19 protein-coding genes and 1 tRNA gene are annotated in these 20,251 nt (G+C 69.7%); 11 read left to right on the forward strand and 9 right to left on the reverse strand.

The features are described 5' to 3' along the window. Positions 1-86: 86 nt before the first annotated feature. From KME78_RS44940 to urtE, 6 genes are all read left to right on the forward strand, one after another. Positions 87-1,211 (forward strand): substrate-binding domain-containing protein, encoded by a 1,125-nt coding sequence (locus tag KME78_RS44940; RefSeq protein ID WP_246653310.1) that lies wholly within the window; start codon positions 87-89, stop codon positions 1,209-1,211. Positions 1,212-1,600: 389 nt separating this feature from the next. Further along, positions 1,601-2,848, forward strand: a complete 1,248-nt coding sequence (gene urtA / locus KME78_RS44945; RefSeq protein WP_219536072.1) for an urea ABC transporter substrate-binding protein — start codon at positions 1,601-1,603, stop codon at positions 2,846-2,848. Between the two features lie 81 nt (positions 2,849-2,929). After that, entirely contained in the window at positions 2,930-3,829 is a 900-nt protein-coding gene (gene urtB, locus KME78_RS44950; RefSeq protein ID WP_219536073.1) for an urea ABC transporter permease subunit UrtB, read from the forward strand. Beyond that, the gene (gene urtC / locus KME78_RS44955) at positions 3,826-5,040 is read left to right on the forward strand and encodes an urea ABC transporter permease subunit UrtC (protein ID WP_219536074.1); all 1,215 of its coding nucleotides are present in this window, start codon (positions 3,826-3,828) and stop codon (positions 5,038-5,040) included. Before urtB ends, urtC begins: the two co-directional genes overlap by 4 nt. Then, complete coding sequence (urtD, locus tag KME78_RS44960; RefSeq protein WP_219536075.1) at positions 5,037-5,807, forward strand: urea ABC transporter ATP-binding protein UrtD; 771 nt, start codon at positions 5,037-5,039, stop codon at positions 5,805-5,807. Before urtC ends, urtD begins: the two co-directional genes overlap by 4 nt. Further along, positions 5,807-6,499 (forward strand): urea ABC transporter ATP-binding subunit UrtE, encoded by a 693-nt coding sequence (gene urtE, locus KME78_RS44965; protein ID WP_219536076.1) that lies wholly within the window; start codon positions 5,807-5,809, stop codon positions 6,497-6,499. Before urtD ends, urtE begins: the two co-directional genes overlap by 1 nt. 505 nt (positions 6,500-7,004) lie before the next feature. On the opposite strand, the gene KME78_RS44970 is transcribed toward urtE, so the two are convergent. Then, a tRNA-Val gene (locus KME78_RS44970) sits at positions 7,005-7,079 on the reverse strand. 425 nt (positions 7,080-7,504) lie between these two features. Here KME78_RS44970 and KME78_RS44975 point away from each other — a divergent pair. Together KME78_RS44975 and KME78_RS44980 are read left to right on the forward strand one after the other, a co-directional pair. After that, positions 7,505-7,921: an SsgA family sporulation/cell division regulator gene (locus KME78_RS44975; protein WP_020547189.1), complete on the forward strand. Its 417-nt coding sequence runs from the start codon at positions 7,505-7,507 to the stop codon at positions 7,919-7,921. 202 nt (positions 7,922-8,123) lie between these two features. After that, positions 8,124-8,705 (forward strand): hypothetical protein, encoded by a 582-nt coding sequence (locus KME78_RS44980; protein WP_219536077.1) that lies wholly within the window; start codon positions 8,124-8,126, stop codon positions 8,703-8,705. A 55-nt stretch (positions 8,706-8,760) separates the two neighbouring features. On the opposite strand, the gene KME78_RS44985 is transcribed toward KME78_RS44980, so the two are convergent. Beyond that, positions 8,761-9,420 (reverse strand): DUF305 domain-containing protein, encoded by a 660-nt coding sequence (locus KME78_RS44985; protein ID WP_246653312.1) that lies wholly within the window; start codon positions 9,418-9,420, stop codon positions 8,761-8,763. 37 nt (positions 9,421-9,457) lie between these two features. On the opposite strand from KME78_RS44985, the gene KME78_RS44990 reads away from it, so the two are divergent. Continuing rightward, complete coding sequence (locus KME78_RS44990; protein WP_219536078.1) at positions 9,458-10,822, forward strand: LVIVD repeat-containing protein; 1,365 nt, start codon at positions 9,458-9,460, stop codon at positions 10,820-10,822. On the opposite strand, the gene KME78_RS44995 is transcribed toward KME78_RS44990, so the two are convergent. From KME78_RS44995 to KME78_RS45010, 4 genes are read right to left on the reverse strand one after another with little or no spacing between them, the layout of a single operon-like run. Then, positions 10,816-12,516, reverse strand: a complete 1,701-nt coding sequence (locus tag KME78_RS44995) for a protein kinase domain-containing protein (protein ID WP_219536079.1) — start codon at positions 12,514-12,516, stop codon at positions 10,816-10,818. The genes KME78_RS44990 and KME78_RS44995 overlap by 7 nt on opposite strands. A gap of 4 nt (positions 12,517-12,520) precedes the next feature. Next, positions 12,521-13,351 (reverse strand): aminotransferase class IV, encoded by an 831-nt coding sequence (locus KME78_RS45000; RefSeq protein ID WP_219536080.1) that lies wholly within the window; start codon positions 13,349-13,351, stop codon positions 12,521-12,523. Further along, positions 13,348-14,361 carry a chorismate-binding protein gene (locus KME78_RS45005; protein ID WP_219536081.1) on the reverse strand — a complete coding sequence of 338 codons (1,014 nt, stop codon included), beginning with the start codon at positions 14,359-14,361 and terminating at the stop codon, positions 13,348-13,350. Before KME78_RS45005 ends, KME78_RS45000 begins: the two co-directional genes overlap by 4 nt. After that, positions 14,328-15,245 carry a LysR family transcriptional regulator gene (locus tag KME78_RS45010; protein ID WP_246653315.1) on the reverse strand — a complete coding sequence of 306 codons (918 nt, stop codon included), beginning with the start codon at positions 15,243-15,245 and terminating at the stop codon, positions 14,328-14,330. Before KME78_RS45010 ends, KME78_RS45005 begins: the two co-directional genes overlap by 34 nt. Positions 15,246-15,302: 57 nt before the next feature. Here KME78_RS45010 and KME78_RS45015 point away from each other — a divergent pair, with 57 nt between their 5' ends. Next, positions 15,303-16,469: a Rid family hydrolase gene (locus KME78_RS45015; protein WP_219536082.1), complete on the forward strand. Its 1,167-nt coding sequence runs from the start codon at positions 15,303-15,305 to the stop codon at positions 16,467-16,469. Between the two features lie 90 nt (positions 16,470-16,559). Here the strand turns inward: KME78_RS45015 and hutH are convergent, their stop codons facing one another. Genes hutH through KME78_RS45030 form a run of 3 tightly spaced genes read right to left on the reverse strand, consistent with a single transcriptional unit; the run spans position 16,560 to position 19,340 of the window. After that, positions 16,560-18,110, reverse strand: a complete 1,551-nt coding sequence (gene hutH / locus KME78_RS45020) for a histidine ammonia-lyase (RefSeq protein ID WP_219536083.1) — start codon at positions 18,108-18,110, stop codon at positions 16,560-16,562. A gap of 16 nt (positions 18,111-18,126) precedes the next feature. Then, the gene (locus KME78_RS45025) at positions 18,127-18,840 is read right to left on the reverse strand and encodes an ArsR/SmtB family transcription factor (RefSeq protein ID WP_219536084.1); all 714 of its coding nucleotides are present in this window, start codon (positions 18,838-18,840) and stop codon (positions 18,127-18,129) included. Positions 18,841-18,887: 47 nt separating this feature from the next. Further along, positions 18,888-19,340, reverse strand: coding sequence for a DUF4383 domain-containing protein (locus KME78_RS45030; protein ID WP_443687882.1), 453 nt, complete (start codon positions 19,338-19,340; stop codon positions 18,888-18,890). A 123-nt stretch (positions 19,341-19,463) separates the two neighbouring features. Between KME78_RS45030 and KME78_RS45035 the strand changes: the two genes are divergently transcribed. Continuing rightward, complete coding sequence (locus tag KME78_RS45035; RefSeq protein WP_246653322.1) at positions 19,464-20,213, forward strand: SDR family NAD(P)-dependent oxidoreductase; 750 nt, start codon at positions 19,464-19,466, stop codon at positions 20,211-20,213. Positions 20,214-20,251: the final 38 nt, after the last annotated feature.

Below are 20,251 nucleotides of genomic sequence, written 5' to 3' on the forward strand. Positions count from 1 at the left end.
ATCGGGGAAGTTTTCTCATGCTACAGACCGGTTGCAGCTTCCGGAATGGTGTGGAATTCATGCCCTTGACCAGGAAGCATGGCGTCATGCCCCGGTTTGACAGGCAGGTCCCCGGACCGCCGGACCCGTCGCCGCGTGGTCTCGCCGATGTGGTCGACCTCAGCGGCGAGACGGTGAACGTGGCGCTGGTGGTACCGATGCGGGGCCCCTCCGGGATGTTCGGGCCGGCCTGCGAGCTGTGCGCGGAGTTGGCCGCTGACGAGGTGAACCGGGCAGGGGGCGTGCTGGGGCGCGAGCTCCGTCTGGTGCCGGTCGACGGCGGCGCCCCGCCGGATCGGGTGGCGGCCGAGGTGGAGGCGCTGGTGTCGCTGGGCGCGGTGCAGGGGGTCACCGGCTGGCATATCTCCTCGGTACGCCAGGCCGTCGCGCCGCGCGTCGCCCACCGGGTGCCGTACGTCTACACGGCGCTGTACGAAGGCGGCGAGCGTACCGACGGCGTGTTCATGACCAGCGAGACCCCGCTCGACCAGTTGTACCCGGCCATGCGGCTGCTGGGACGGGAACGGGGGCTGCGGCGCTGGTTCGTGGTGGGCAACGACTACGTCTGGCCACGCGGTACCGCGCGGGCCGCCCACCGGTACGCGGCGGAGTGCGGGGCGGTCATCTGCGGCGAGTCCTACCTGCCGCTGGGCACCCACGATTTCGGCGAGGTGCTGCGGCACATCGAGCGGAGCGAGGGCGACGCGGTGCTGATGCTGCTGGTCGGCAGTGACGCGGTGCGTTTCAACCGGGCGTTCGCCCGCAGCGGGCTGGACCAGCGGTGCCTGCGGCTGAGCACGCTGATGGACGAGAGCATGCTGCTGGCCAGCGGCTCCTCGGCGACCAGCGGGCTGTACAGCACCGCGGGCTTCTTCGCCTCCCTGGCGACTTCGGAGAATCTGGATTTCCATGGACGGTACGCGCGCAGTTTCGGGGTGGACGCGCCGCCGCTGGGCAGTCTCGGCGAGTCCTGCTACGAAGGAGTGCTTCTGCTGTCGGCGCTCATCGAGCGGGCCGGAACCCTGGATGTGCGGACAATCGTGGGCCACGCCGACGCGGTCTCCTACGAAGGTCCGCGCGGATTGCTGCGAATGCGGCGCCGGCACGTGCGCCAGCGCATCTACCTGGCCGAGGCACAAGGGCTGGAGTTCGACGTGGTGGCCCAGTTATAAGCGGGCTTGACAGCGTACACGCCACACCCCAAGATACTTCCTACAGGAAGGATCTGCGAGAGACTCGCAGGTCGGATGGCTGCGAGTGCCATGCGACGAGCCCGGGCGGGCGCTTTCGACCCAGCCCGCGCAGCCGCCGTTAGACCATTCTTTGAAAAAGTCGGCGCACATGATTTGTGCGTCGGCTTTTTTGTTTCGGATAGACGCCCTGTTAAATCAGCTCGAAACAGCCACTTAAGGACCGCGAAACGTCCTCGTAATGGTGTTCATTGACGCTGACTATGCCAATCGATCGCATGCATTTTTAGCGAAACGGCGACTCAGCAATGCGTGGCTTCGTCATCGAATTCCACGGTTCACGCTCCCTGAGTGGAGCGGAGGAGGTTTCCATGTACCGGGTTCGCGGACGCCGCGCGGCGGCGGGTGCGGCAATTCTCGCCGCCGCACTGACGCTTGGCGCGTGTGGCAGCAGGACCGACCAGACCCCCACTGCCCCGGCTGCGGCCGACACTTCGGGCTCGACCGTCAAGGTCGGACTGCTCAACTCGCTGTCCGGCACCATGGCCATCAGCGAGGTGACCGTCAAGAACTCCCTCATGCTCGCTGTGGACGAGATCAACGCCGCCGGCGGTGTGCTCGGCAAGAAGATCGAGCCGATCAGCGAGGACGGCGCCTCGGACTGGCCCACCTTCGCCGAGAAGTCGCAGAAGCTCATCAGCCAGGACCACGTGGCCGCGGTGTTCGGGTGCTGGACCTCGGCCAGCCGCAAGGCCGTCAAGCCGGTGTACGAGAAGAACCAGGCGCTGCTGTTCTACCCCGTCCAGTACGAGGGCCTGGAGCAGTCGCCGTACATCTACTACACCGGCGCGACCACCAACCAGCAGATCGTGCCCGCGCTGGACTACCTGAAGGCCCAGGGCAAGACCTCGCTCTACCTGGTGGGCAGCGACTACGTCTTCCCGCGCACCGCCAACAAGATCATCAAGGCGTACGCCGCGGCCAACGGCATGAAGGTGCTCGGCGAGGACTACGCGCCGCTGGGCTCCACCGAATTTTCCACCATCACCAACAAGGTGAAGGCCGCGGGTGCCAGCGCGGTGTTCAACACCCTCAACGGTGACAGCAACGTGGCCTTCTTCAAGGAGTACAAGTCCGCCGGCCTGACCGCCGACAAGATGCCGGTGCTCTCGGTGTCCATCGCCGAGGAAGAGGTCAAGAGCATCGGCACCCAGTACCTGGCCGACCAGTTGACGGCGTGGAACTACTACCAGACCACTCCGGGCGCGGCCAACGAGAAGTTCGTCAAGGCCTACAAGGCCAAGTACGGCGCGGACAAGCCGACCAGCGACCCGATGGAGGCCGCCTACGTGTCGGTCTACCTGTGGAAGGCGATGGTGGAGAAGGCCGGCTCCTTCGAGGTCGCGAAGGTCAAGGCGGCCAGCGCCGGGGGCGGCATCACCTTCGACGCGCCGGAGGGCAAGGTCACGGTCGACGGCCCGACGCAGCACGTCTACAAGACCGCCCGCATCGGCAAGATCGGCTCTGACGGCCTGATCACGGAGGTGTGGAACTCCGGCGAGCCGGTCAAGCCCGATCCGTTCCTGAAGGGCTACAGCTGGGCCGGCAGCCTGACCTGACGGCCGACCACCGCGGGTGAGCCGGACCGATCCGGCTCACCCGCGCACAGCCCGCCCCCTCACGATCCGGAGGTTCGACCTGTGACGCTGGTCTTCAGCCAACTGTTCACCGGCATCAGCATCGGCGCGGTGCTGCTGCTCATCGCTCTGGGCCTGTCGCTCACCTTCGGCCAGATGAACGTCATCAACATGGCCCACGGGGAGTTCATCATGGCCGGCGCGTACACCGTGTACGTCCTGCAACAGATCATCACCAACGCCGGAGCGTCGTTGCTGGTCGCCCTGCCGGTGGCGTTCCTCGTCGCCGGAGCGATGGGCGTCGTGCTGGAATTCCTGCTCATTCGCCGGCTCTACACCCGGCCGCTGGACACTCTGCTGGTCACCTGGGGTGTCTCACTCATACTGCAGCAGCTGGCCAGGGACATCTTCGGCGCCCCCAACGTGCAGACGCGCGCACCGGAGCTCCTCAGCGGCAGCACGAAGATCTTCTCGACGGGTGCCGGCGATCTGGTGCTGTCCAACAGCCGCCTGTTCATCCTCGCCCTGGCCTTGCTGGCCGTCGCCGCGCTGACCCTGCTGCTGCGCATGACCCCCCTGGGCCGTCGCATCCGCGCCGTCGTGCAGAACCGCGATCTGGCCGCGGCGTCGGGGATACCCACCGGCCGGGTGGACCGGTTGACCTTCTTCATCGGCTCCGGGCTCGCCGGCATCGCCGGGGTCGCGCTGACTCTGGTCGGCCCGATCGGACCGACGATGGGCACCAACATCATCATCGACGCCTTCCTCGTCGTCGTGGTCGGCGGCATCGGGCAGCTGAAGGGCACGGTGGTCGTGGCCTTCGCTCTCGGCCTGATGCAGTCGCTGGTGGAGTACTCCACCACTCTCAGCGTGGCCAAGGTGCTGGTGTTCCTCACCATCGTGGCGTTCCTGCAATGGCGGCCACGAGGCCTGTTCACCCTGCGTACCCGGAGCCTGGCATGAGCGCCGACGGCTTGGCACGCTGGGGCGGCCGGTTCGCCGCGGGCTCTCCGACTCGTACGGGGGCCGGATTCGCCCTCGCCGCCGTCGCGCTCTTCGCGGTGGCACCGCTGGTCCTGGGCGACTTCCGGCTGAGCCTGCTGGCCAAGTACCTCTGCATGGCGATCGTGGCCGTCGGCATCGGCCTGGTCTGGGGCCGGGGCGGGATGCTCGCCCTGGGCCAGGGCGTGTTCTTCGGCCTCGGCGGATACGCGATGGCGATGCACCTCAAGCTCGCCGACGCCGGTCCCGGGAATCTGCCCGACTTCATGCAGCTCTACGGCCAGGTGGAGCGCCTGCCCTGGTGGTGGGAACCGTTCGCCAGCCCGTTCTTCGCGATGGCGGCCGTCGTGCTGCTGCCCATGTTCCTGGCGTTCCTGCTCGGCTCGCTGGTCTTCCGCCGGCGCGTTCGCGGCGCCTACTTCGCGATCCTGTCCCAGGCACTGGCCGCCGCCATGGCGATCTTCCTGATCGGTGAGCAGGGAACCACCGGGGGCACCAACGGCTTGACCGACATCCAGGGCTTCTTCGGCTACAACCTCGACGACCCGCTCAACCAGCGCATGGTCTACTTCATCATCGCCGGCTGCCTGCTGCTGATGCTGGCCGCGGCGCGGCAGCTGATGCACAGCCGCTATGGCGAGCTGCTGGTCGCGACCCGCGATGCCGAGGAACGGGTCCGCTTCCTCGGCTACGACCCCGCCAAGGTCAAGCTGGTGGCCTATGTCGTGGCCGCGGGCATGGCGGGCCTGGCCGGCGCCTTGTTCGTGCCCGCGGTAGGTATCATCTCCCCCGCGCTGATCGGCGTCGTGCCCTCCATCGAGTTCGTCGTCGGAGTGGCCGTCGGCGGCCGGGCGACCCTGCTCGGACCGGTTCTCGGCGCGATCGGCGTGGCATGGGCGAAGACCGCGTTGTCGGAGCAGTTCCCGGCCGCGTGGACGTATTTCGAAGGGTTGCTGTTCGTGCTCCTGATCGCCTTCCTACCGGGTGGCCTGGCATCCGTGGCCGGCCTCATCCGGCGCCGCCGTGCCTCCGGCGGCACCGCCCGGAGGGCTACACCCGCCGACGGCCCCGTCCGGAGGGCGGCACCAGCAGGCGAAACCGCACCACCCATCGGCGTCCCTGCCCCTGCCCCTGCCCCTGCCCCTGCGGACACGAGAGAGGTCACCCAGTGAGCACCGAAAGCGCCGCCGGGTTGCGGATCCGTGACCTGAGAGTGGTCTTCGACGGCTTCGCCGCCGTGGACGGCGTGGACATCGACGTCCCACCCGGCGACGTGCGTTTCATCATCGGACCCAACGGCGCCGGGAAGACCACCCTCGTGGACGCGGTCACCGGCCTGGTGAAGGCCTCCGGCTCGGCCTCGTTCGGCGGTCAGGAGCTGCTCGGCCGGAAGGTCCACCACATCAACCGGCTGGGCATCGGGCGTACCTTCCAGACCGCGACCGTGTTCGAGGAGCTCACCGTGCTGCAGAACCTCGACATCGCCGCGGGAACCGGCCGCGGCCCGCTGACCATGCTGCGCAGGCGCAAGAGCGTGCCGGAGGGCGTGGCCCAGGCGATGGAGGCGATCGGGCTGGCCACGGCGCGGAACAAGCTCGCCGGCACCCTCGCCCATGGCCAGAAGCAGTGGCTGGAGATCGGCATGCTGCTGGTGCAGGACGCCAAGCTGCTGCTGCTCGACGAACCGGTGGCCGGCATGAGCCACGATGAACGCGAGACCACCGGCGAACTCCTCGGGCTGCTCAGCAAGGAGCGCACCGTCGTGGTCATCGAGCACGACATGGACTTCCTGCGGCGCTTCGCCCGTACTGTCACCGTCATGCACGCGGGCCGGAAGCTGAGCGAGGGCAGCGTCGCCCAGGTGCAGGCGGACCCGAAGGTGCAGGAGGTCTACCTGGGACACGCCGGCGCGAGCGCCGCGGCCGTAGGGGAGGCGTGATGCTGGAGTTCGACGGGATCGACCTGGGATACGGCCGGAGCATCGTTCTACGCGACTTGTCCCTGGCCGTTCAGGACGACGGGGTGACCGCGGTGCTGGGCCACAACGGCGCCGGCAAGAGCACGCTGCTACGGGCGGCCATCGGCCTGCTCAAACCCCGTACGGGCACGATCCGGCTGGGCGGGGAGGACATCACCGGGCTGGCCCCGCACCAGCGGGTGGCCCGGGGAATGGCCTACGTCCCGCAGGGACAGCAGTGCTTCCCACACCTGACCACCGCGGAGAACCTCCAGCTCATCGCCGATGGCCGCCGTAACGGGAAGGCCGCCACAGCGCAGGCACTGGACCTGTTCCCCGCACTGGCCGGCCTGATGAACCGCCGCGCGGGCCTGCTCTCCGGCGGCCAGCGCCAGCAGCTGGCCATAGCCCGGGCACTGATCACCGAGCCGAGGCTCCTGCTGCTGGACGAGCCGACCGAGGGCATCCAGCCGTCGGTCGTCATCGAGATCGAACAGACGATCCTGGCGCTGGCCGGACGTAGCGGGATGTCGGTGTTGCTGGTCGAACAGCACGTGGGCTTCGCGGTGAAGGCGGCACAGCGGTACTACGTCCTGGAAGCCGGGCGGGTGACGTCGTCGGGCCGGGGCGGTGAGGAGGCCGAATCTGCCGTCCGCCAGGCGCTGACCGTGTGAGGAGCGATTCCCACCCCGATACGAGCAGGTCCTGTTCGGGGGCCGCTGTCTCCGATGAACTCCATCGGGGCCTTCTGCCCGCAACCGCCTTGAGGGTCCGGAGGGGACGGCGGGCACGGGGCTGAGGTCAACTCGTTCCGCATCCCTCTGGCACGCGGACAAGGCCGAGCAGATCAGCGCCGGCAGCAGTAGAGTCAGCGTCCGTTTCATCCTTGCCCGCTCCCCTCACTGGGCAGTAAGCCGAAAGCGCGCCTTGCGCGGTGGGAGTACGGAACGCGTCCAGCGGCGGGTTCGATCCGATGCCGAAGAGGTCTTCGGCATCGTGCACGGACAGCGCGCCTCATCTTCGGCGTGACTGTGCGTTGTGGATCTGGAGTCCAGCCGGGCGTGGAGGCCGACTGCCGGGGCGCGTCAACCACCACAGCGAGCAATTTCGCCGCATGGGTGACGCACGATCATTAAAAACGCCCCATCTCCCTGGTGGAAGATGGGGCCGCTGACGTGCTGGTGGGCGATACTGGGATCGAACCAGTGACCTCTTCGGTGTGAACGAAGCGCTCTCCCGCTGAGCTAATCGCCCGCCCTGCGGCCCCTTGCGGCGCCGACGGGAAAACCATACCGCACTCCGGGACTGGTCGCGAAGCGGCGGGAGGCGCGGGTGGTGATTCGGGGAAAGGGTGCGGTTGCCCATCGGTGCGGCGGCTCGTTGGCATACCATCGTCGTGTTCCGGTAGGTGCCGATCGTGATCTTTTCTCAAGGAACGTTCTTGGTGGGCTCGCCGGAACAGGCTCCACGAAGCGCAAAACCCTTGTAAATACGACCCGATTGATGCCGTTTAGCCAGGTAGATGCCTAAATGTCCAGCTGTGATGTGCGTTACAGAAGGGCCTAGGAGCGGAATCTTTCCTACAGGTTTCTTCGTTCCGCGTGATAGCTCAGGACGAAGTCCGTCAGAGCAGTGATAGCCCCGAAGAGGGGACCTTCGACGAAAAGGTTTGGCTGACGATGAACAGCACCACCGTCTCCGCCGAGCTTGGCCTTCGGCTTGTGGTCCCCGACCGTACTACCGTCCCCCTGCTCGCCGGACTGAGTTACACAGCCGACGACCCGTACGCCATCCGCATGGCCTTCCACGTAGGGAACGACGAACCGGTCGAGTGGATCTTTGCCCGAGAGTTGCTGACGGTCGGCATCGTGCGACGCGTCGGCGACGGCGACGTGCAGGTCTGGCCCGCACGCGCCGACGGCGAGCGCACCCTGCACATCAGCTTGACGTCGCCGTTCGGGCAGGCACTGTTCGAAGTGCCGCTGGCGCCGTTGACCGAGTTCCTCCACCGCACCTACGAGAAGGTGCCGGCCGGCCGCGAGACCGACTTCATGGACCTGGACGCGGAGCTCACGAACATGCTCTGGCCTTCTTAAAACCCCTTTTTGATCTTTTACGGCTCAGCACGGTGGGCCCCACCCGCCGTACGGGGTTGAGGTCTGTCCAGGGGCACGCTCCTCCGGTGGAGGTGGTTGCGCGCCGTGACGTGCGCGTTCTTGGCCCCGATCCGGGGATTGGGCCGGCGTTTGTGATCTAGGGCGCGCCCCGCGCTGCTCGGCCGCGTACTCGAGCTTCGCCTTGCCACAGATCGGCTACCACCGGCTCGGCTCGCCGGCGGTGTGCGTCAGCCTTGACCTGGCGCGGCCCTGCCTGAACGGGGTCTCGCTCGATCGGAGCGGCTCCGACCACCTGACCACCGTCGAATACCGGAAAGGCGGCTCCGGAGGGAAGATCCTCCGCTGGCCCCTCGATGCGGCCACTGCCCTGCTCAAGACCGGCTCCGACGGGCTCGTACGCCCCACCGAAGGATGGACCAGTCCGGTCTGGGACCTCCAAGGCGGCGTGTTCACCGGCAACGACGGCATCCTCGTCGGGTTGTGCCCCGAGGGCTCGCCCTCCGTCACCTACATGCCAGGTGGGACGGCGAGCGTTTACGGAGAGTTCAGGAAGTCATGCCTGCACCGCGTCACGGTCTCCGCCGACCGCGGCACGCTCGACGTCCACTACCTGACGACCGCTCCCGGCAACGCGCAGAACATCTCGTACTGGCCCGCGAGCGGGGAGGCGTGGCTGGTCAACGAATTCCGCGGAGACTACGACGGCGTGTACGCGAGCGATCGCCTGGTGCTGGCGTTGAGCTGCCCGAACCTCAACTGCTGACGCCAAGCGGTCCGCGTCGTAGGGGGTATGTCGGGTTTCTGGACGTTTGCTGGGATTATTGGGGTATCGCGGTCAGGGCCGCTTTCATTCTCGTAATCTCGATGTTCTGGCCCGAGTAGACGTCTTTCGCCACGCGGCGCATCTGCTGGTCCGTGCCGTTGGAGCGTTCTTCGGCGGCCATCTTCAGGGCGCCGCCGTGGTGTCTGATCATGAGCTGCAGGAACAGCCGGTCGAAGGCGGCCGCGCGGGCCGTGCGCAGGGCGTTCATCTCCTCCAGGGTGGCCATGCCGTAGCCCTCGGGGCCGTGGGCGTGGTCGGCGGGGACCGGGCGGCCGAGGGAGGCGAGCCAGGAGGACATGGCGATGATCTCGGGACGCTGGGCGCTGGCGATCTGGTCGGCGAAGCGGCGTACGGACGGCGTGGTCGTACGGTCCTTGACCAGGCCGGTCATCTCCAGAGCCTGCCGGTGGTGCGGGATCATGCCTTCGGCGAAGCGGACGTCGGCGGCGGCCGGGGCGGGCGGCGGCTGGCCGAGGCGTTCGCCGGGCGTGGCCGTGCGCGCGGGGGTGCCCGGGCCCTGTGGGACGATCACCGGAGCGTCGGTGCCGATCGCGGACGGCTGTTCCGGCTCCCCGGCGCACGCCGACAGCGCGGGCAGCACGAGTGCCGTCGCGACTGTGACGATGAGCGCACGCGACCGGGACATCACTGACATAGCTTCCATACTGAGCCACGAACGAGAGGGATAGCGCGTGATCTTCGGAAAGGTACGGGGGGCGGTGGTGTGCGCGGCGGTGTTGCTGGTGGCCGCGTGCAGCGCCGGGCCGCAGGCGGGTCCGCGAGGGGAGGATCCCTCCGGAGACGCGGGCGAGCCCGTCAACACCTCCCAGCCGACCGGTGACGCGAAGACGAGCCCGAACGTCAAGAAGGTCGCGCACATGCCCCGTACGGCGCCGCTCGACGGCGCCATGGACTGGAACACCGACCTGGCCTTCCAGGGCGACTACGCGTACGTGGGCAACTTCGGCGGGTTCTCGATCTACGACATCAGCGACCCGGCCAAGCCGAAGACGGTCAGCCAGGTCGACTGCCCGGCGGAGCAGAACGACGTCTCGATCTACGGCGACCTGCTGATCCTGTCGATCGACGAGCCGCGCAGCGACGAGAGCTGCGCCTCCACGACGAAGAGCCAGCGCTGGGAGGGGCTGCGGATCTTCGACGTCAGCGACAAGAAGAACCCGAAGTATGTCTCGGCCGTCGCGACCGACTGCGGGTCGCACACGCACACGATGATCCCCGACGGGGAGACGCTGTACGTGTACGTGTCGTCGCCCGGCCCCGAGCCGGAGTCGGAGACCTGCCCACCGCCGCACGAACTACTCCAGGTGGTGGAGATCCCCACCAAGGACCCCAAGTCCGCCAAGGTCGTGGCGAGGCCGAACTTCTTCCCGGACCGTGCGGAGACGGGTGCCGGATGCCACGACATCACGGCGTACCCGGAGAAGAAGCTGGCGGCGGCCGCCTGCTTCGGCGACGGCGTGCTGCTCGACATCTCCGACCCGGTCAACCCCAAGGTGCTGCAGCAGATCCGCGACGAGGAGAACTTCCAGCTCTGGCACTCGGCGACGTTCAACAACGACGCGACCAAGGTGGTGTTCGGCGACGAGCTGGGCGGCGGCTCCGCGCCGACCTGCGACCGGGACACGCCGCGGACCAAGGGCGCGGACGCGATCTACGACCTCGTGAACGGCAGGCTGGAGCGGCGCGGCTACTTCAAGATCCCGCGTGAGCAGGAGGAGAACGAGAACTGCGTCGCCCACAACGGCTCGCTCCTCCCGGTGCCGGGCAAGGACATCATGGTCCAGTCGTGGTACCAGGGTGGCGTGTCGATCTGGGACTTCACCGACTCCGCCAACGCCAAGGAGATCGGCTACTTCGACCCGGTGCCGTACGACGGGGTCGCGGGCTCCTGGTCGGCCTACTACTACAACGGCTACATCTACTCCAGCGACATCCGCGGCGGCCTGGACGTCATCGAGATCGACGACCCGCTGACCGACCCGGCCAAGCAGGTCAAGATGGATGACTTCAACGTGCAGACCCAGAAGTCCTACTGAGGTGCCGTGATGCTCCCCGCCCGCCAGCCGGCGTAGGTGGTGGCGAAGGAGGAGGCCACCCGGCCGGTCTCGTTGACCGCGCGCCAGGACAGGTCGAAGAAGATCGGCCTGTCGCGCGCGTCCAGCTTCAGCCTCCAGGTGAGCTGGGTGTGGGCGAGCTCGTCGGCGGTCCACCCGCCGGTGATCTCCGAGATCTTGTCCTGGACGACCCGCGGCCCCTTGGTGGTCACCAGGGACCCGGAGTACGACCGCGCCTCCCCGCTGATCCGCGGCGTCACGCTGACCACGTCGAGCAGGACGCCGATCCCGGCGGTCACGGGGAGCATCTCGGCGAAGTAGAGCGCGTCCGAGGTCTCCTTCCCGGTCACCCGCTTGCCGTCGAGGTAGACCTTCGGCTGGTCGGCGCCCTCGATGACGATCACCTGCCGGGTGTCGCCGGCCGACTCGACCCGCATGTTGAAGTCCGTGGTCATGTCGTCGGTCGCGTCGAAGACCAGCCGGCCGCGGGCCGCGCCGTAGAAGGCGCTCTGGCTCAGGCCGCCCTCGTAGGTGAAGTCGGCCAGCGGCGTCACGATGATCGCCGCCTCCATGGCCGCGACCAGCTCCGCGGGCTTGGCGGGAGGCGCGCTGACCGCAGGCTCGGGCGTGCCGGACGTGCTCGGCACCGGCGAGCCGGTGGCGGCGGCCGTGGTGATGTTCGCCCGCCCGGCCGTGCGCGCCCAGAGCAGCGCCCCGGTGACCACCAGACCCGTCGCCGCGAGGCCCGCCCCGGTCAGCACGTTCCTGCGCGCCATCAGCACACGGGTGGCGGTGATCGTCGGCGCCTGTGACTCCACCGCGCCGACAGCCGCCGGCACACCCTGCTCCAGCACTTCGGTCGCCGCGAGCGCACCCTGCTCCAGCCCTGTGCCTCGGTCTTCGCCGAGCAGCTCCAGCAGGACGTCGCGCGCCGTGGGACGGTCGCCGGGGGCCTTGGCCAGGCAGCGCGCCACGATCCCGCGCAGCGGCTCCGGCAGGTCGCCCAGGCCGGGCTCGGCCTGCAGGATCCGGTAGGCGACCGCGGCGATCGTGTCGTCGCCGAACGGCGGCCGTCCCGTGGCCGCGTACGCCATCGTGGAGCCCCAGGCGAACACGTCGCCGGCCGCCCCGACCGGCCCGTCGCCGAACTGCTCGGGCGCCATGTAGGGCGGCGTCCCGGCCATGCTCTTGGTCGCGGTGAGATCGGCGAGCCGGGCGATGCCGAAGTCGATGACCCGCGGCCCGTCCTTGGCCATCAGCACGTTGCCCGGCTTGAAGTCACGGTGCACCACGCCCGCCCGGTGGATGGCGGTCAGCGCGGTGGCCGTGCTGATGGCCAGCCGGATGAGGTCCGCGCCACGCAGCGGCGCGACCTCGGCCAGGGACGGGCCCTCGATGTACTCGCTCACGACGTAGGGCGGGTCGTTGCCGAGATCGGCGGTGATCACCCGAGCCGTGCAGAATTCGGCGACCTGCCTGGCGGCGGCGAGCTCCCGCTGGGCCGTACGGTCGATGCCGCCCGCCCGGCCGCCCGCCATCGCCTTGATCGCCACCTGCTCACCATCGGGACCCGTGCCGAGGTAGACGACGCCCTGACCACCCTGGCCGAGACGGCCGGTGATCAGGTAGTCGCCGAGCCGCGGCGGATCGCCCGGCCGGAGCGCACCGGCATCCACCTGATCAGGGGTTGAGGTCGGCGGCGGCGTGCTCGGCGAAGATCCGCATCGCCTTCGCGGTGATCGGCCCCGGCGCCACCGGCAGCTCGGTCTCGTCGACCAGCTTGATCGGCTGGATGTCGCGGGTGGTGGAGGTGAGGAACGCCTCCTCGGCGGTGTAGAGCGCCGACATCGGTACGTCGGTCTCCTCGCCGCCGCACCATTCGAGCACCAGCGCCCTGGTGACGCCGGCCAGGCAGCCGGACTCGAGCGTCGGGGTCAGCAGCCGGCCGTCGCGGACGATGAAGATGTTGGAGCCGGTGCCCTCGCACAGGTTGCCCGCGAGGTTGCCGAAGATGGCCTCGCCGCCGCCGCGCGCCTTGGCGTAGGCCAGGGCCTTGGCGTTGTCGCCGTAGGAGATGCTCTTGACGCCGGACAGGGCGCCGAGCTCGTTGCGCGGCCACGGGACGACGGTGACGTTCGCGGTGCCGGGGAACGGCTTCTGCTCGTCGACGATCACGACCGACGTGGTGCCCTGGTCACCGCGGTCGGAGCCGAGAGGGCCCGGGCCGCTGGTGTAGGTGACGCGGATGCGGCCGAGCGCCCAGGTGGGGGCGGCGGCCAGGCACTTGCCGATGCCGTCGGCGATGGCCTCGAGGTCGGGCGCGGGCAGGTCCATGCGCTGCGCCGACAGCGCGAGCCGGTCGAGGTGCCTGGTGAGGGCGAACGACTCGCCGTGCACGATCTTGATGGTCTCGAAGACTCCGTCGCCGACCATCAGCCCGTGGTCGAACACCGAGACGGTCGCGGCCGCGGGGTCGAGCAGCTCCCCGTTGACCCAGACAGGGATAGTCATCTATTTCCTCCTGAGGATGCCAGTGCGATGAGCCTGGACGCCTTCAGCTCGGTCTCGAGCCATTCACGCCGGGGATCGCTGCCCCAGGTTATGCCCGCGCCCGTGCCGAAGCGGATCTCGCCGCCGGAGATCCAGAATGTCCGGATGCCCACGGCCAGCGCCGCCCTGCGACGGTCGGCGTCGACCCAGCCCACTGCTCCACAGTATGGCCCGCGCGGCTCCGGTTCGAGCTCATTGATGATCCGCGACGCGGACGATTTGGGGGCGCCGGTCACCGAGCCGGGCGGGAACGTCGCCGCGAACAGCTCCGGCCAGCCCGCCCCCGGCGCGAGCCTGGCCCGTACGGTCGACACGAGGTGGACCAGCCCGGGATGCTCCTCGACGGCGCAGAGCGACGGCACCTCGACGGAGCCGACGGCGGCGACCCGGCCGAGGTCGTTGCGGACCAGGTCGACGATCATGACGTTCTCGGCGTAGTCCTTCTCCAGCAGGTCGTCGGCGGTCACGCCGGTGCCCTTGATCGGCCTGGACTCGACCAGGTCCCCGTCACGCGACAGGTACAGCTCGGGCGAGGCCGACACCACGCTCAGCCCGGGCACCTGGACGACGGCCGCGTAGGGGGCCGGGTTGCCGACGGCCAGGCGGGCGGCCAGGGCCAGCGGGTCGGCGTCGTGGGGCACCGGCGCGGTCAGGACGCGGCAGAGGTTCGCCTGGTAGACCTCGCCCTGCTCGATGTAGTCGCGGATGGCCTGGACACCGCGCTCGTAGGCGGCCTGATCGAGGGAGCTGTGCCACTGGTCGGAGGCGGGGCCGTGCCACGCGGTCCTGGGTGTGGGCAGGGGTGCCTGGCGTACGTGGTCGAACCGGGCGCACGTCACCTTGCCCTCGTAGCCGACCACGACCGCCCACCAGCCGTCGCCGTCGAGGGCGGCGAGGTCGGTCGTCAGGTCGCGCAGGCCGGTGGCGAGGAGGTCGCCTACGCGGGCGTAGCCGTCGTACACACCTGCCATTCTCCCAGCAATCGGACGAACTCCTGCGCGGCGGCCAGAGGCGCCTCGGGCAGGGCCGCGTAGACCTTCCGCGCGGGGGCCAGCCCGCGCAGGGGCCGCAACACCAGATTCGCCGGTACGGCCCGCGCCGCCAGCTCCGGCACCAGCGTCACCCCGAGCCCGGCGGCGACGAAGCCGAACTTCCCCGTCCATTCCGCCACCCGCAGCCCGCTACGCGGCGTGAACCCGGCGGCGGCGCAGGCGGTGACCAGCAGCGTCGGCTGCCCGCGCGGCGCGGCCTCGATCCACGTCTCGTCGGCCAGGTCGCGCAGGTCCACGTCGGGCTCCGCGGCCAGCCGGTGCGACTGCGGCAGCGCCACCAGCAGCCGGTCCTCGCGCAGCGGCACGATCCGGTCGCATTCGGCGGTCAGTCCCGCGGGGTAGTCGCTGATCACCGCGACGTCCAGCGCTCCGGCCCGCAGCCGCTCGATCAGCCGGTTCGTCAGCCCCTCGACCAGCCGCAGGCCGACGTTCGGCCGCCGCTCGGCGAACCGTTTGAGGGTCATGGGCACGAGATCGACGTTGGCCGTGGCGAACGCGCCGACCCGCAGCGTGCCGCCACTGCCGCCGTGGATCGCGGCCAGTTCCTCACTCGCGCGTTCGAGCCGGTCGAGCACGGCGATGGCGTGCCGGTGCAGCGAGACTCCGGCCGGTGTCAGGCGTACGCCCCTGGCCAGCCGCTCGAACAACGGCCCTCCGGTGGCCCGCTCAAGGGCGGCGACGCGCCGGGAGACCGCCGACTGGGTGTATCCGAGCAGCTCAGCGGCTGCGGTGAAGGAGCCGCTCCTGGCCACCTCGTCGAAGAGGATGAGCGCGCCGGTGTCGAAGGCATTCATGTCTGTCATGGCTGGTATGCAATCTAGTCGCTGGCGGAATGTCTCGCATCTCGCTTAACTGGGCGGGTGATTGCATTTATCGGACAGGGACGCATGGGCGTCCCGATGGCCCGGCGGCTCATCGAGGCCGAGCACACGATCGGGCACAAGGTGACGACATGGCGGCGCGGGACCGGGGTCACGGTCGCCGAGGCGGTGGCCGGCGCGGAGCTGGTCATCACGATGCTGCGCGACCCGGCCGCCGTGCGCGAGGTGCTGACGGCCGCGCTGCCGGGGCTGCGGCCCGACGCGACGGTGGTGGAGATGTCCACGATCGGCCCGGACGCGATCGGGGAGCTGCGCGCGCTGCTGCCCGCCTCCGTCAGGCTCGTGGACGCGCCCGTGCTGGGCAGCGTCGCGCCGGCGGCCGACGGCACGCTGACCGTGCTGGCGGGCGGCGACCTGGCGGGCCTGGGTGACGTGCTGTCGGTGTTCGGCACGGTACGCGAGTGCGGGCCGCTGGGGGCGGGCGCGGCGATGAAGATCGCCGTCATGAGCGCGCTCGTGCCGGCCCAGGTGCTGATCGCGGAGACGTACGCGTACGGCGAGGCGCACGGGGTGGACCGCGACGCGCTGGCCGACGTGCTGTCGGGCACTCCCCTGGGTGTCCTGGCCGAACGGCTGCGGACGCCCGCCCCCGAGACCCGCTACGCGCTCGGCCTGGCGGCCAAGGACCTGGCGCTGGCGGCCTGGCCGGACGCCACGCTCGCCGCCGCCGGGCGTAAGCGCCTGCAGGAGGCGGAGGCGGCCGGGCTCGGCGACCAGGACGTGACCGCGATCGCCGCGCACGTGGGCGGGCGGCCCGCGCACCGGGCCGTGCCGGTCAACCCCGCGACCGTTCCGGCCACGAACGGCTTCTACTCCCATGCCGTACGGGTCGGCGACATGCTGTACGTCTCCGGGCAGGCGGCCTTCGACTCGCGCGGGGAGGTGGTCGGGGCGGGGGACATGACGGTGCAGGCCGAGCACGTGTTCCAGTGCCTGGCTCGGATCCTCGCCGATCAGGGGGCGGGGTTCGAGGATGTGGTGTTCGTCCGGACGTACCTCACGAACATGGACGATCGTGTCGCGTACGGGCAGGTGCGCCGGAAGTACTTCCCGGGGACGCCGCCCGCGAGCACGACCGTGGAGGTGTCGAAGCTGTTCATGCCCGGGTTGCTGCTGGAGGTGGACGCGATCGTCGCGCTGCCGTAGCGCGGGCCGCCGTACGCGGCTCGCGCTACGCGCCGACGCCCGGGGCCGAGACCGCGGGCGTCGTACGGCGGGCGGAAATATCGCGAAAAATTACGCCAGGGGGCCGGTGACGGACTCGGCGGCGGTGACCACGCCGCCCTCGGCGACCAGGTGGACGGCGGACTCGATCTCCGGGGCCAGGAAGCGGTCGGGGCCGGGGCCGGGGACGGTCTCGCGCAGCGCCCGCACCACCGCGCCGGTGGCGGGGGCGGGCTCCAGCGGGGCGCGCAGGTCGAGGGCGCGGGCGGCGGTGAGCACCTCGACGGCCAGCACCCTGGTGAGGCCGTCGACCGACTTACGCAGCTTGCGGGCCGCCGACCAGCCCATCGAGACGTGGTCCTCCTGCATGGCCGAGCTGGGGATCGAGTCCACGCTGGCGGGTACGGCCAGCCGCTTGAGCTCGGAGACGATGGCCGCCTGGGTGTACTGGGCGATCATGTGGCCGGAGTCGACGCCGGGATCGTCGGCCAGGAACGCCGGCAGGCCATGGTTGCGCGCCACGTCCAGGAAGCGGTCGGTGCGGCGTTCGGACATCGAGGCCAGGTCGGCGGCGACGATGGCCAGGAAGTCCAGCACGTAGGCGACGGGGGCGCCGTGGAAGTTGCCGTTGGACTCGACGCGGCCGTCGGAGAGCACGGCGGGGTTGTCCACGGCACTGGCCAGCTCCCAGGTGGCCACGTTCGCGGCGTGGCTGATCGTGTCGCGGGCGGCTCCGGCCACCTGGGGAGCGCAGCGCAAAGAGTAGGCGTCCTGGACGCGGGTGCACGCGGTCGGGTCGCGGTGGCTCGCCATGATGCCCGAGCTATCCAGAATTTTCGTCATATTGGCGGCGGAGAGGGCCTGGCCCGGCTGCGGCCGGAGCGCCTGCAGCTCGGGGGCGAAGACGCGGTCGGTGCCCAGCAGCGCCTCGACGCTCATCGCGGCGCTCACGTCGGCGGTCCTGACCAGCCTGGTCAGGTCGTCGATGGCCAGGATGAGCATGCCGAGCATGCCGTCCGTGCCGTTGATGAGCGCGAGTCCCTCCTTCGCGGCGAGCTCGACGGGCTCGATGCCCGCCTGCTTGAGCGCCTCCTCCGCTGCGGTGACATTTCCGTACTTGTCCCGTACTACGCCCTCACCCATGAGCGTGAGCGCCACGTGCGCCAGCGGCGCCAGGTCGCCCGAGCAGCCGAGGCTGCCGAACTCGTGCACGACCGGCGTGATGCCCTCGCTGAGAAGCGCGGCCAGCGTCTTCGCGGTGGTCGGCCGGATGCCGGTGTGACCCGTGGCGAGGGTGTGCAGCCGCAGCAGCATGAGCGCGCGCACCACCTCGGTCTCGACCTCGGGGCCGTTGCCCGCGGCGTGACTGCGTACCAGCGAGCGCTGGAGCTGGGCGCGCAGCGCCGGGTCGATGTGCCGCGTGGCCAGCGCCCCGAACCCGGTCGAGATCCCGTAGGAGGGCACCGGGCTCTCGGCCAGCTCGTCGACGCGCTGACGGGCCGCGGAGATCGCGGCCATGGCGTCGTCGGTGAGCCGCACGGCGGCGCCGTGACGGGCCACCCTGATGACGTCGTCGAAGGTGAGGGGTTCGGGACCGACGTTCACGACTCCGTTGTCGCCCATGATGTGACTCTCTCGCTTAGGTAACCGGCGTATGCGATGTTAGCTCCTTACCGGAGAACAGCGCGGTCAGCCCCTCCTTGCCTTCGTCGGTCAGCACCACCGCCCGGGGAATCGTCCCCTGCCGGTACCACCCGCGCTCCAGCAGCACGCCGGTCACCGCCGCGCCGAGAGCCCCGCCGAGATGGGCCCGGCGCTCGGTCCAGTCGAGGCATTCTGGGGCGAACCGGCGCCTGGCCTTCCGCACCCCCGCCACGTCCACCCCGAGCCGGCCCAGCAGCCGCTCGCCCTTGTCCGTGACCTCCTGGTTCACCAGGAATCCGCCCTGGACCAGCTGGTCGAGCAGCGCCACCCCGGCCCGTCCGGCCAGGTGGTCGTAGCAGGTACGCGCCTCCTCCAGCAGTCTGGCCTGGCGCGACTGGCGCAGGGAGCGGATCGGCGGCCGGGCGCTCACCCTGGCCAGCACCTCCAGCACCTCGGCGACCTCGTGCCCGGCCAGGCGGTAGTAGCGGTGGCGGCCCTGGCGTACGACATCGACGAGGCGGCCGTCGAGCAGCCGGGACAGATGCGCGCTCGCGGTGGCGGCGCTCACACCGGAGAGCCTGGCGAGCTCCCCTGCGGCCAGCGCGCGACCGCCCAGCAGGGCGGTGAGGATGGCCGCCCTGGTGGGATCGGCTATGAGCGCCGCGACGGGCGCGATGTCGGAGTCGTGCGCGATGTATTCGGCGGCCATACCTGACGCTAACCCACGAACGTTTCGCCGCCCGTCGAAGCATCGCCTCAGCGGGAGCTCTTGCTCTTCGCGGTGCCGCGGGCCAGTGCCAGCCCCAGCACGACCATGCCGAGGCCGAGGACGAAGTGCAGCCAGTTGTCGGCCGTGTTGACCGGCACGAAGTTGGCCGCGCTCGCCTGGTCGATGATCAAGCCGTAGAGCCACAGCAGCAGGTAGATCGCGCCACCGCAAATGAGGAAGTACCGGGCGCCCGACCAGGTGCGCGACAGCACGATGCCGGCGATGCCGTAGATCAGGTGGACGATGTTGTGCAGGATGGAGACCTGGAAGATGCCCAGCAGCATCGCGCCGGAGTGGTGGCCGATGAACACCATGGCGCGGTAGCCGGTGGTGATGCCGGGAATGAAGCCCAGCACGCCGGCCAGCAGGAACACCGCTCCTACGATGAGCGCCGCGACTTGCACGGCCGATCGTGCCGTCCCGGTGTGCGGGGTGTTCATGTTCGACATCCTCCCCCGGTAGATTCTGGTTTTTCTCCGGCTACCCTCGTTGATGTCACGGAATGCTCTGCGGGCGGCCAAATCTCTCTGGGCTCCCGGGTGGGCCTAACCATGGAGGTCCCGTTGGCAGCAGGAGACGGCGTCGCACTGGTGACCGGAGCGTCCCGCGGACTGGGCGCCGTGATCGCCCGCAGGCTGGGCGCCGACGGCCATACCGTGGCCGTCAACTACCATTCCGACCGCGAGAACGCCCAGCAGGTGGCCGCCGGCATCCGCGCCGCCGGTGGATCCGCCGAGGCGTTCGCCGGCGACGTCACCGACGAGAGCGCGACGGCCGAACTGGTCGCCCAGGTCACCGACCGGCTGGGCCCCGTGGCGGTGCTGGTGCTCAACGCGACCGGCCCGCAACCGAAGGTCGCGTTCGAGGATCTCACCTGGCAGACGCACCTCGACCAGCTCCACTTCTTCGTCAAGAGCCCCACGCTGCTCCTGCAGGCGGCGCTGCCGGGCATGAAGGCGCGGGGCGGTGGCCGCGTGATCCAGATCGGCTCGGACATCGTGGACCGCGCCCTGCCCGGCATGTCCGCCTACATCGCCGCGAAAGCCGCCCAGCACGAGCTCACCCGGGCATGGGCCCGCGAGCTGGGCCCGTACGGCGTCACGGTGAACCTCGTCGCGCCCGGCTTCATCCCCGTCGAACGGCACGCCGACATCGGCGCGGAGGAGCTCGCGACCTACCGGGCGCACGTCCCGCTCGGCCGGATGGGCACGCCGGACGACGTGGCGGGCGCGGTGTCCTTCCTGGCCTCGGACGCGGCGGCGTTCGTCACCGGCGAACGCATCACCGTCAACGGCGGCCACACCATCGGCTGACCGCGCGGCGGCTCCACCGTCGCGACCTCAACAGGGCG

This window comes from Nonomuraea guangzhouensis, assembly GCF_019396345.1.
Lineage (GTDB): Bacteria > Actinomycetota > Actinomycetes > Streptosporangiales > Streptosporangiaceae > Nonomuraea > Nonomuraea guangzhouensis.